At 44.0% G+C, this 12,489-nt stretch carries 11 protein-coding genes; 5 read left to right on the top strand and 6 right to left on the bottom strand.

What is annotated here, in order from left to right:
• Positions 1 to 86: 86 nt before the first annotated feature.
• The 5 genes from Xvie_RS07535 (at position 87) to Xvie_RS07515 (ending at position 4,689) form a co-directional block, all read left to right on the top strand.
• Positions 87 to 1,271, top strand: coding sequence for a phosphoribosyltransferase domain-containing protein (locus tag Xvie_RS07535; protein ID WP_086108722.1), 1,185 nt, complete (start codon positions 87 to 89; stop codon positions 1,269 to 1,271).
• Positions 1,264 to 2,067, top strand: coding sequence for a hypothetical protein (locus Xvie_RS07530; protein ID WP_086108721.1), 804 nt, complete (start codon positions 1,264 to 1,266; stop codon positions 2,065 to 2,067). The genes Xvie_RS07535 and Xvie_RS07530 overlap by 8 nt, the downstream gene beginning before the upstream one ends.
• On the top strand, positions 2,060 to 3,139 hold the full coding sequence (locus tag Xvie_RS07525) for a cysteine protease StiP family protein (RefSeq protein WP_086108720.1): 1,080 nt from the start codon (positions 2,060 to 2,062) through the stop codon (positions 3,137 to 3,139). The genes Xvie_RS07530 and Xvie_RS07525 overlap by 8 nt, the downstream gene beginning before the upstream one ends.
• Positions 3,139 to 4,062 carry an HpcH/HpaI aldolase/citrate lyase family protein gene (locus tag Xvie_RS07520; protein WP_086108719.1) on the top strand — a complete coding sequence of 308 codons (924 nt, stop codon included), beginning with the start codon at positions 3,139 to 3,141 and terminating at the stop codon, positions 4,060 to 4,062. Before Xvie_RS07525 ends, Xvie_RS07520 begins: the two co-directional genes overlap by 1 nt.
• 141 nt (positions 4,063 to 4,203) lie before the next feature.
• Entirely contained in the window at positions 4,204 to 4,689 is a 486-nt protein-coding gene (locus tag Xvie_RS07515; protein ID WP_086108718.1) for a tellurium resistance protein TerW, read from the top strand.
• A gap of 54 nt (positions 4,690 to 4,743) precedes the next feature.
• Here the strand turns inward: Xvie_RS07515 and Xvie_RS07510 are convergent, their stop codons facing one another.
• The 6 genes from Xvie_RS07510 to Xvie_RS07485 form a co-directional block, all read right to left on the bottom strand.
• Positions 4,744 to 5,238: a TIGR00645 family protein gene (locus Xvie_RS07510; protein ID WP_086108717.1), complete on the bottom strand. Its 495-nt coding sequence runs from the start codon at positions 5,236 to 5,238 to the stop codon at positions 4,744 to 4,746.
• A 120-nt stretch (positions 5,239 to 5,358) separates the two neighbouring features.
• On the bottom strand, positions 5,359 to 6,132 hold the full coding sequence (dhbA, locus tag Xvie_RS07505) for a 2,3-dihydro-2,3-dihydroxybenzoate dehydrogenase (protein ID WP_086108716.1): 774 nt from the start codon (positions 6,130 to 6,132) through the stop codon (positions 5,359 to 5,361).
• A complete protein-coding gene (locus tag Xvie_RS07500) occupies positions 6,132 to 7,019 on the bottom strand; it encodes an isochorismatase (protein WP_086108715.1) in 888 nt (295 codons plus the stop codon). Before Xvie_RS07500 ends, dhbA begins: the two co-directional genes overlap by 1 nt.
• Positions 7,020 to 7,038: 19 nt before the next feature.
• Positions 7,039 to 8,691 (bottom strand): (2,3-dihydroxybenzoyl)adenylate synthase, encoded by a 1,653-nt coding sequence (locus Xvie_RS07495; RefSeq protein ID WP_086108714.1) that lies wholly within the window; start codon positions 8,689 to 8,691, stop codon positions 7,039 to 7,041.
• On the bottom strand, positions 8,688 to 9,896 hold the full coding sequence (locus tag Xvie_RS07490) for an isochorismate synthase (protein ID WP_422645960.1): 1,209 nt from the start codon (positions 9,894 to 9,896) through the stop codon (positions 8,688 to 8,690). Before Xvie_RS07490 ends, Xvie_RS07495 begins: the two co-directional genes overlap by 4 nt.
• A 182-nt stretch (positions 9,897 to 10,078) precedes the next feature.
• Entirely contained in the window at positions 10,079 to 12,289 is a 2,211-nt protein-coding gene (locus tag Xvie_RS07485; protein ID WP_086108712.1) for a TonB-dependent siderophore receptor, read from the bottom strand.
• Between the last annotated feature and the right edge of the window lie 200 nt (positions 12,290 to 12,489).

Raw genomic sequence — 12,489 nt, 5'->3', positions numbered from 1 at the left:
AATAGCGGGATTTGATTTACAAAAAGATAGTTACCGCTTTTATCCATCATCTCAAATGAGATGAGGTTTTTTTAAAAGGCATCATCATGACAGTGTTGAGTGACACCGGTCTTTATAAGAAACAAACTTATACAAAACAGATTTATCAAAAACAGATCTATCAAAAAAAGTTAAATAGTGGGACGTTGACGGTGATAGCTGCTCGTAGCGCTGCATCTCTGGAAGCATTGTTTGATATTGCTGAACGTCGTAATCCCAAAAGAGCATTCCTGTTTGTCAGTAAGGTTTTAGGACGACATATTCCGGTCACGCCATCGATCATGCGTTCGGTTTACCAGCAATTGTCTGAACGATTCCCTGTGAATCTCCCCGGCCCAGCCCTGTATATTGGTATGGCAGAAACGGCTGTCGGACTTGCGGCGGGCGTGTATCAGGAAACAAAACACAAAGTTGATGAATCAGTTTTCTTGACTTCAACACGTCATCCAGTTGATGGAGACTTATTGTGTGAGTTTAAGGAAAATCACAGTCATGCTACGGATCATCTGATTTACTGGCCAGAAGAAAATCGCTTGCGCCAAAGGGTGATAAATGCCAGAACTCTGGTTCTGATTGATGATGAAGCAACCACGGGTAACACATTTCTGAATTTGCTGGATGCGCTGCGTAATACAGGGCTTGAGCATATTGAACATATTGTCACAGTGACATTGACGGACTGGAGCGGGAAATCGATTGTGGAACGCAGCCCATTGCCGGTTTCTGTGGTGTCTCTGGTTGAAGGAAATTGGCAGTGGGATGCTGATATATCTGCCCCGGTTCCGGTGATGCCTCAAGTCAATGTTACGGCTCGGGGGGAAATCAGCATTATCGGACAACAGAGTTGGGGACGTTTGGGATTGGATGAAATTCAGTGTGATATTGGTGCAAAAATCAAGGCTAAAGCAGGTGAAAACGTATTGGTATTGGGTTCCAGTGAATTTGTCTGGCAGCCGTTCCTGCTTGCTGAACGGCTTGAGCAGGAAGGCGCCTCGGTGGTATTTGGTTCAACAACCCGTTCTCCTATCTCTTGTGGTCACGCTATTCAATCTGTAATGGCTTTTACAGATAATTACGGGCTTAGCATTCCGAATTTTCTCTACAATGTTGCGCACCAGAAATTTGACCGTGTACTACTCTGTATTGAAACGCCAAAAATGTCCGTTGATCCAACCTTGATAGCGCAGCTTACCCAAGTTTCTCCGGTTGTAGAGATTGTTGGATATGATTAAGCCCGTATTTTTGACTGATCTTGATGACACATTATTTCAATCTCGCCGGAAGTTGAAAAAAATATCGGATATATCGACTCTTCGAGTGGGAGCACTGGATCGAAAATATTTTTCCCACAGCTATATGACCGAAGAACAATCCATGTTGGTTGATTGGCTGTTGGCTTGCGCGGAGATTATTCCGGTCACGGCCAGAAATACAGAGCAGCTCAGCCGTGTGCAAATTCCTTTCAGTTCTTGGCGCATTGCATCGCATGGTGCGGTACTTCTTACGCCAGAAGATTCTGTTGATGAGCATTGGCAGTCGCAAGTGTTATCGGAATTGATGTTGTATCGGGATCAACTGCGTGAGTTGGAGCATCTGAGCCGGCATTTGATCGCGTCTTATGGCATGGACGCATGGGCACGCATTGATTATGAGTATGGTGATGTGCCGGTTTTCCTGATCATTAAGCACCGTAAGCACGATAGATTGAATGAGCTTGATATACTGGCTGAAGCCTTGGCTCAAGAAAAAGGCTTTAATCAAGATATTGATTTTAATAATAATTTTTACTTTCATCAAAACAATAATAATCTTACTGTGCTGCCAAAGTGTGTTGACAAGGGGTTGGCCACTCATCACCTTTTGCAAAGGCTTCGCGCCGAGAGAGGCATTTTCCCGGTTATTGGTCTGGGAGATAGTCTGAGCGATCACCGTTTTATGCAACTGTGTGATTGGTTTGGTATGCCCCAGCAAAGCCAGTTTTCTGACATATTAATGAATGCTTTATTTGGAGCTGTAAATAATGAATAGCTTTCCTCCTTTTTCCGGGAGTTATGCTTCTGATGATGTTCAATTTCTGCTGGAACCCATTCAAATTGAGATGACGCCTGTTGATGTTAAGGAGCAGTTAATCCAGTCTGGTGCTCGTCATTATTCAGATATGTTAAGTCAGGAACCAGAGCCAACATCTTATCACCTTGAACTGTTTGATAAAGCACTTGAACAAGGGGCCGATCGGTTGGTGACGGAAGTTGTAATGCTAGCCAAGGCACTGATATCCCGCTTTGGAGATACGCCGATTGTATTGGTCAGTTTGGTCAGGGCTGGTGTTCCTTTGGGGGTTATGTTGCATCAGGCCCTCAGGAAAATGGGCAGGCATTCTTATCATTATGGCATCAGCATTATTCGGGATCGTGGCATAGATAATACAGCGCTATCGTATATCGAGCAGGAACATGGCACGGATGGGATAGTGTTTGTCGATGGCTGGACTGGCAAAGGCGCAATTACTACAGAATTGTCGCGATCTTTGACGGGGAGGGCGGGTTATTCGGGGATCCCTCGTCTGGTTGTGCTGGCAGATCCTTGTGGCTGTTCGTGGCTGGCAGCCAGCGATGATGATTGGCTGATACCTTTTGGCATTATGGGAGCACCAGTATCGGGGCTGATATCGCGTTCGATCTGGCGTGAAGAAGGCCTGCATGGTTGTGTGCAATGTGATCATCTGATCAAGTTTGAGTGCAGCCGTTTGTTAGTGGAGACTGTTGCTGATTGCCGTGATCGATTAGATTTGGCTGCTATACCTGAAGCTATTTGGCTGCCACAGGAAAAAGCACCTTTGCTGCAATTGAGCAAAACGGTGATTTCCAATCTTGCTGAAAAATACCAGATTGACAGCATTAACCGTATTAAACCCGGCATTGCAGAAGCAACCCGCGCAGTATTACGGCGTGTGCCAGAACATGTGCTCGTGCGTTCCGAAGATGATCCTGATGTTGCTCTATTGGTTCATCTGGCGCGTCAGAAAAATGTTGTGATTACGGAAGTCGGTACTTTAATAGGCCAATACCGTGCTGTAACTATCATCAAAAAGGTAGCCTGATGAAACCGATCCCTTCTCCATATCAACTTGGCGCGACTCTGTATATGCCAGCTACCCGCCAAAACATTGCAGAAATTGTGTTGCAGAATAAGATCCCTGATCTGCGCTCGTTGGTTATTTGTCTGGAAGATGCCGTCAGTGAGCAGGAGATTCCTGCTGCCATCGAAAATCTCAGGGAAATTATGCAAACATTGGCAGAAGCTGAGAGTTTTTCTTCCAACATTGAACGCCATCATCCCCTGATTTTTATCCGCCCGCGTAATGAAATGATGGCGAAATATCTAGTTGCCAACGTTAATCTCAGTGTCATTGATGGGCTGGTTTTACCCAAATTTACCCACGCTTCGTTGTCTGGTTGGTGGGATATTATTGGATCAACGCATCTATGCATTATGCCAACACTGGAAAGCGAAGAGGTGTTTGACGTCCAGAAAATGAATCAGCTTGCTGACATTCTCAAAATACACCCTTGCAGGGATCGCATTATTGCCTTGCGCATTGGCGGTAATGATCTGATGAATGTTATGTCTCTGCGGCGCCCCCGTAATTTCACCCTTTATGATGGGCCGATGGGATATATTATTAAAATGCTGGTTGCCGTTTTTGTTGCGCGAGGATTTGCCCTGACTGCGCCGGTTTGTGAGCATATTGATGACTTGCAATTGCTTGAGAAAGAGCTGGAATTAGATATTGCCCACGGTCTGGTGGGGAAAACGGCTATACATCCAAGGCAAATTAAATATATCCAACGAGCATTGATGGTCAGTGCCCATGATCACGCCGAAGCGCTGAATATTCTCAATTCCAGTAAGGCAGTTTTCAAATCACAAGGGATGATGTGTGAACCAGCCACCCATCAACGTTGGGCGATGAATATTCTTGAGCGAGCAAAGCATTATGGCATAGGATCTGAAGCAGCATAGAACCCGAAACAGGTAAAAAATTATTAATGATTTTAATTTGTTTTGATATTGATTTGCCTGTGATAGTGGTTATTCTGAAAATCAGTTTTTAGTTAATAGTAGGAAGTTTGGGGGTTTTTGCCCCTAACTTGGTAATAAAAAATGCTGCTCAATCCCAAGCAATTCAGAAATTTCAAGTTAACTTTATTACTTTCACATGGCAAACCGATTAGTAAAGCCAGGATCATTAGGGAACTTAATTGTTCGGAGCCAACATTAACACGTGCATTACGGGAATTGAGAGATCTTTATTGTGCTGATATCCGGTTCAGCAAAATGGGGAATACCTATCAGTTAATTGATAAAGGGATGCTGACCAAGAAGGATGTGAAAAGGATCGAAGAGTTGCTTGTCCAGCACCTCAGCCTCAATGCTGAAGAAGCTATAAGCCATGTTTTTCTTGATAAAGAGAAGAAAAAGCCGATTTCTCTTTCTCTGAGAATGTCTGTACTCAGAAAAATTGATGGTCTGGCCAATCGGCTGGAGACAACCAGAAGTGAAGTGGTTGAAATGATGGTGGATCAGTTTATTGAAAAGTTGTTAAAGGAGAATATGAACGGGAGTATATCAAAGAGGCGGCTCCCCTGATGCCAGCCGATTGAATTCAACCGACATCAAGGGAATGATTGTTAATTTGATCACTCAGTGATGACTGCGGGTAAGTTTATCAAGGTATCCCATTATAAATGCAGATAAAACGAAGGTGAGGTGGATAATGACATACCACATCAGTTTATTGTCTGGCACTTCCTTGGCTTCCATGAAGATACGCAGCAAGTGAATGGAAGAAATAGCGACAATTGAGGCTGCAACTTTACTTTTGAGTGAAGAGGCATCCATTGTCCCCAACCAACTCAGTTTCTCTTTGTGTGCGTCGATATCCAGACGTGAGACAAAGTTTTCGTAGCCAGAAAACATCACCATGACCACCAACCCACCAACCATAGCCATATCGATTAGAGTAAGCAGTTTCAGGATTAGCTTGGCTTCATCCATACTATGAAATTCCATGCTTATGGCATAGATTTCATAGAAGAATTTTCCTGCAAGGGCAAGCAATGCCAATGATAAACCGAAATAAACCGGCGCAAGTAGCCAGCGGGAGGAGTACATCAGATTTTCGAAAAAGCGTTCCATTGTGTATTCTATAAGTTACAAAAAGGATAAAAAAGGGCAGCAGTATAACCTGAATTTCGGTTAAGAAGTAACTAGATGATATATTTTTGTTTGGGTAATATTTAGTAGTGGTCTCTCAGCTCAGCTACTCAAAGTTGCACCACCATCAACGACAATATCCTGCATAGTGATATGGCTGGCGAGATCTGACGCAAGGAAAAGCACTGTATCTGCAATTTCTTCCGGCAGGGCAATTTTTTTCAAAGGAATGCCTAACTTAAATTTTTCAGGAAAACCATCAATAATGCTTTGTCTGGATGCCACTTTTTTCCGCATATCATTTTGCCACATAGAATGTAACATTGGTGTATCCGTTGAACCGGGAGAAACCAGATTACACCGTACACCGTAGGGAGCCAATTCAAGCCCAACACTTTGGCACAAGCTGCGCATTGCAGCTTTGGAAGCGCCATAAGCAGACATTTCAACTCTTGGCACATGAGCAGCGTTAGAACAGATAGAAACGATGTTTCCACTTCGTTGTCGTTGAAATTGCGGGATCACGGCTTGAAATAGGTTAAATACCCCGCCGGCATTGACGTTGAGACATTGTTGCCAATCTTCCCAGCTCAGAGTTTCTGTACGTCCTGTGCGAAGGATGCCTGCACCATTGACCAATACATCTAAATGAGGCTCTTCTGTAAGTAATTTCCGGCAGAGTTGGCTCACGGCGATATGGTCACTGACATCTAACTTATAGGCAGTAAAAGGCAGATCAGGCTCTGGAAATGCGAGATCCAATCCGATGACTTTCGCTCCGGCCTGGCTGAATCGACTGGCAATGTGATAGCCGATGCCACGTCCTGCTCCTGTGACCCAAACATGTTTACTGCTGAAATCAAAAGTTATGTTCATTATTTGGACTCTGATTTACCAGTCAGCAGAGTGAGCCAGTTTGCTAAAGTTGGGGTTTTCATGAGTGAAATAAAATCAATCTGATAATGGCTCTCATGGCGCCAGCGTGCCCCCAGTGACATTATTTTCACCGAATCGAGGCCGTAATCCAGCATATTTTCATGATCATCAATATCACCGCAATCATCATCCAATAGAGGTAAAATTTCAGCTCTAAGGCGCTCACGTGTCCATTCAGGTTGCGCAGGTTGTGGAGATAGCTCATTCAGCAGTGTTTCTGTTGTCAGTACGCGACCACAACGACCGGCAATATAACGTAATGCCATGATATGCTCATCGTGGCTGAAATCTGCCAGTGCATCAGCAATAAAAAAAGGTTGGATATCACGCATAAAGGCATCCGTGGCTGTTGTCATGCAACCGATATGCGCATAAATACCGCAGATGATTAATTGATCACGCCCCATAACTTTTAGTTGTTGTTCCAAATCTGAGCGCTGAAAAGCACTGTAACGCCATTTGGTTAATACAGTGTCATCACTTTCAGGTGTCAATGCATCAGTGATACTTTGCTGCTCAGGATACTGATTTAATCCCGCTCCCCATATATCATTCAGCAATCCTCGGTCTGTATTGCTCTGATGATTGGGTTGGGCTGTATAAAAAACCGGTATTCCCTGCTTTTTGCACATTTTTTTTAGGCTCGCAATATTATTGATAACCTGCTTCACCAGCGGGCTGTCAGCCTGCCAGAAATTGAGGAAATAATTTTGCATATCATGAATAAGTAGCGCGGCACGCTTGCCATCAAGTGACCAATTCACTTTATTGGCTGGTAATTCTTGAGTGGTGGGGAGAGGATAATCACTAATTTTCGGAATACTCATTTTAAACCTCTGTGATACGTTAAGGGGCGGCATGAATGAATGTGCTGTGTGCAATTTGGCGTAATTTCTGCTTATCTATTTTTCCGACAGGCGTCATGGGAAGGGACGGAACGTTTTCAAAACGGTCGGGAAGTTTGTAATCAGCGACACCCTGCTCACGTAAAAAGCGACGCAATATGGCCGACTTTATCTCTTCACGGGTAACAACATAGGCGCAACTTTTTTCTCCCATCAGTGAATCAGGAATAGCGATCAATGCAGCGTGCAGCACGAGTGGATGGCGTAACAGTAAATTTTCTATTTCTTCTGCCGCAATCTTTTCGCCACCACGGTTAATTTGATCTTTTTCCCTGCCTACAACTTTTAGATAACCTTTCTCTGTTTGAATAACTAAATCACCCGAACAGTAAAAACCATTCTCATCAAACACTTGGCTGTTATATTGATGACTTTGGTAGTATCCGCGGAAAGTATAAGGTCCACGAGTCATCAACAGGCCAGGAGTACCATGAGGTAGTGGGTTACCCAGAGAATCGGAGATCCATACTTCATCATCATCACTAATCGGACGGCCTTGTGTAGTGAAAACGGTTTGTTCGTCATCATCTAAGCGTGTGTAATTGACCAATCCTTCGGCCATGCCAAATATCTGCTGTAATTGGCAGCCCAGTTCTGATGGGATTCTCCGTGCCAGTGACTCACTCAGGCGAGCCCCCCCTACCTGCAATAACGCCAGACTTTCAAGTGGTGACTTATCCCCTGTCAGTGCAATGGCCTCCAGCCACAGGCTTACCGCAGGAGGTACTAAAGCAGTAACATTAATCCGATGCTGTTCAATCAAAGGGAAGCAACTTGATGGACTGGGATCATTAGCCATAATCACTTGTCCCCCGGCATAAAAAACCCCTAATGCTCCCGGTGAACTCATCGGATAATTATGTGCGGCAGGAAGGGCGCATAAATAGCGTGTTTGTTCATTGAAATGGCAGATATCAACGCTGGCGCGAATACTGTAGTAGTAATCGTTGTGAGTTCGGGGGATCAGTTTGGGGATACCCGTACTGCCACCTGATAGCTGGAAGAAAGCCACTTCGTTCGCTGGCGTGGGTGTTGCGATAAAGTTGTCTGCTTTTTCATCAATCAATACAGTTAAGTCTATCGGGCTGTTGTTATCTCCCCGCAGAAATATATTGGTTAGTGAAGAGTAACGGGTATGCAGTTCTTGAATAAAAGCATGGTCAGAAAACAGTGAATGGCTACGGTCTGCAATCAAGAGTGAGGGTTTAATTTGCTCAGCATAAGCCAATAGCTCACTACGCTGGTGGCTGAACAGCGCATTGATGGGAACTACGCCCAAACGTAGTAGAGCAAAAAAGGTGATATAAAATTCTGCGATATTGCCTAACTGCACCAAGGCGGTTTGCCCATGCCGGACACCTCGGCGCTTGAGGGATGCGGCCAGATTATCCGCCAGTTGATTAAGTTGGCGATAACTGTATTGGCGATAGCTGTATTGTTGATTAGCGGATTGCTGATTTGAGCAAACCAGAGCGATATTTTCGTTGTCAGCCTGACGACTGAGTATGTCGCAAAGGGGGAGGTCAAGCCAGTAGCCGCGCTGACGATAACGCTGTGATAATGGTTCAGGCCAGCGATTAAATTCAATACTCATAACACACGTTCCTTACTATCAGATAATCCTAGCGCTTGTAGCATGGTGCCAAGTTTCACACCGGTTTCTTGCCATTCGGAACTGGGTTGGGAGTCAGCAACGATGCCTGCTCCGGCAAAGAGTCGAATATGGTTTTCGAATACTTCCCCACAGCGAATAGTAACAACCCATTCGCCATTGCCTCTGGCATCACACCAACCGACAATGCCGCCGAAATAGTTGCGCTTGAAAGGTTCGAGTTGAGCGATGAGTTCGTATGCCCGCTCTCTTGGTGTCCCGCAAAGCGCTGGCGTTGGATGGAGTAAACTGGCAATCGAAAGGGAATCTGCATGTTTATTGCGTAATTCGCCTCGTATTTCTGTGGCGAGGTGCCAGAGTAAAGGGGTACTGAATATTGAGGGCAAATCAGGGATCATGAGTTCAGTACAATGTTCAGTGAGTGCGGTTCGTATCGCACTAATCACTAATTGATGTTCATGCTGATCTTTAGCTGAATGCAGCAGCGATTGGCGCAAGGCTTTGTCTTCTGCGATATTGCGGCTTCTGCGTGACGAACCTGCCAATGGTTGAGAAATAATGGTATTGCCCTGCTTGCGTAGTAGAAGTTCTGGGCTGGCACCAATTAACGTGCTGTTTTCTAGCGGAAGATGAAAGTTGTAGCTATAGGGATTTTGGGCATTAAGCTGCATAAAAAGCCGGATAGTGTCAGGCTTTCGATCAAATTCAATATTCAGCAGACGCGAAAGGACGGCTTTATCAAGCAGACCATGATGTATAGCGTCGACTGCCTGAAAGACCATCCGGCAAAATTCTTCTTTTTCCGGCCATAAATGACTCTGCTGCAATTGTAACCGTGGCAGGGGGGACAGAGCCGAAAAACGTAAGGTGTCCCGTTCTAGCCAACGGTATTCGTAAGGTATATAGAGAGCAGAAGGTTGTTGTTTATCAAAAGGAATTGCCCCTACTGCAATGGGGTTTTTAATCCCCGCCTGTTCAGCCTGATGGAATAATTGAGATAGATTGCCACTTAATGAATTACCACTTAATAAATTGCCAATATCGTCATGATGACTGGCGGGGGTTGCTATTTTGGTAAAACACCCTTGTGCATGCAGGCTTTTATTTGAGGACAGGAACACAAAATCATCACAATTAAAGCCAAGTAATTCGGATGTGTGATATTCAGCAGTTAAATTAAGCACGATGTTTCCCTATTATTTTTAAATAATAGATTGGTTATATTATTCAGTTTTATGGCTTGTTGCGCTTGAAATACAAAAGTACTCCAATACATATCATTCCAATCAGTATAAATGCGCCTTGATGGAAGCAACTTACAGTGGCAGAAAGTTTTTGATTTTTGCCACTGAGATCAATAAGTTTTGGCTTACCAGGTATATTCCACCGTGGCAACGATGCTGCGTCCGTTACCATAGAAGCAAGCACCTTCATTTGTGCATGAAGCAACATAACGCTTGTTGGTCAGGTTATTCACATTCAGCTGTACACTGGCTCCTTTTAATTGCGGGGAGGCTTCACCAAGATCGTATTTCGCCATCAGATCGTAGAGGGTATAGGGCTTAACGTGGAATGTTTCTTCATAATCACCAGACGTGGAGCCGATGTAGCGCATACCGGCTCCCAGTGTGAATCCTTTCAGAGCAGTTTGAGTGAAGCTGTAACTCCCCCATGCAGCAGCTGCATGTTCAGGGATTGAAGGCACTCTTTTGCCGATCCGTGAGGTATTGTTATCGCTTTTGGTTTTGGTATCTGTATAGCTATAGCTGGCTATAAGATTGATTTCTGGCGTGATTTGGGAATTAATTTCGGCTTCTGCCCCTTTTGAGCCAATTTTACCAATTTGTTCGCTAAAGCGGGTAACAGGGTTACGACTGGTCACGTTTTTCTGGGTGATATCGAACAGAGACAGGGTTAACAGGGTATTGTGATCTTTTGGCTGGAATTTGATGCCTATCTCAGTTTGTTCACCTGTTGTTGGTTTGAAGGCAGGTGTCCCCGGTGCTCCTTGAGACAGATTAGGTTCAAAGGAGGTGCTGTAACTGATATAAGGCGAAATACCGTTATCAAAGGCATACAGTAATCCCGCACGTCCTGTAAAAGCACGGTCTTTCTGGGTTGTTGATTTATTTTTGATGATGTCTTGTTGCTTGGTTTCGGTCCAGTCATAACGTCCCGACAGAGCTAAATTCCAGTTCTCCCAACTGAGTTGATCTTGTACGTAAACGCCTAACTGGTGGAGTTTCTTTTTATCATTTAAAGCAAGGGAGAGTTCTTTTTCATCGACGGGAATACCCCAAACTGGGTTTGACCAATCAAAATTGTGTTTTCCTTTTTCATCCCAGTCACGCCAGAATTTATTGTGGTTATTTACCCACTTATAATCGATCCCACTGATGACGCTATGCTCAAAGTTTCCTGTTGAAAAAAACGCTTTCAGTTGGTTATCCATGCTCACTCCTTGAGACTCATTATGCTCGCGTTGTGGAAAACGTTTAATGGTGGGAGGAGTAGGGTCTGATGCAAAAACTAAATATTTTGAACGTTCATTTGATGTTGAATAACGCAGATTTTGTTGGAAAGAGAAGATATCGTTGAAGTCATGTTCAAGGATGTAACCGATAGAGGATTGTTCCCGTCTGACCTGATTATATGAAGGATCACTGAGATTCATATCATGGGGGATATAACCCGCATTGGGAACTGGCGTTACAGTGCCCTTTTTGGGATAGAAATTACGGAATCCCGCTTTGGGATCGTACTGATAACTGGTCAATAATGTAAACGTCGTATTATTGTTGGGGATCCATGTTAGCGCAGGAGCAATGGCAATTCGCTCTTTTTTATAATCTTTGACGAACTGTTTTTGGGTGCTGACGATACCATTTAAACGATAAAGAACGGGAATGTCATCACCCAATGCCCCACCGAAATCAAAGGCTAATTCACCCAGACTCTGATTACCTGCTTTCATCTGGACCTTACGAATGGTCTCTGCTGTGGGTCTTTTGCTGGTCATGTTAACCAAACCGCCAGGGCTGACCTGACCGTATAGCACAGATGCTGGTCCGTGCACCAACTCTATGCGTTCTAATAGCCAGGGATCAATTTGACCTACGGTGCCTCCTGAACTGTTCGTACCATAACTCAAGCCGTCAAGGAATTTAGGCGCATAACGAAAACCACGAGCAATCACTTCGTCGTTACGGTTGGAAGAGCCGCGGTAGTTAGTCACAACACCACTTGAATAATTCAGGGAGTCAGCAACAGTTGTTGCACCTTGTGCTTCCATTTGTGTGCGATTAATAACGCTGATTGACTGGGGAGTTTTGATAAGAGGAGTGAGACTTTTGGTGCCGGCGGTACTGTCTGATTCTACAAAGTGTTTTTCAGAACTCCCTTTAATTGTACTTGTGACAGTTACGGTGTATTCGTTGTTATTGACAGTCCCATTGTTTGCTGAAGCATATGGAGATAGCAGTAAGGCAGAAGTAAACGTTAAAAATAATTTATTATAGTTATAGTTTATCGTTATTATTTTTGCGGTTTTAGATGCTTTGTTCTTGATAGGCAGTACCATGGATTTCATCTCTCAATATAGATATTTTCAAAATAAAAATTTAAAAATCAGTTAGATAAATAAGGCGACACCATTCTGGCTAAGCTGAATAGTGAAGGCCTCCTGCCATATTTCCTGATAATGCTCCATTAACTCTGTTAGCCAGTGATTAAGATTAATAAAATAAATTGAATGATATTGCAAACGAAAATAATTATCAA

Source organism: Xenorhabdus vietnamensis (genome assembly GCF_002127535.1).
In the GTDB taxonomy this organism is placed as follows: domain Bacteria; phylum Pseudomonadota; class Gammaproteobacteria; order Enterobacterales; family Enterobacteriaceae; genus Xenorhabdus; species Xenorhabdus vietnamensis.
Note: the sequence above shows the minus strand (reverse complement) of the source record. Positions and strands in the feature narration are given on the sequence as shown.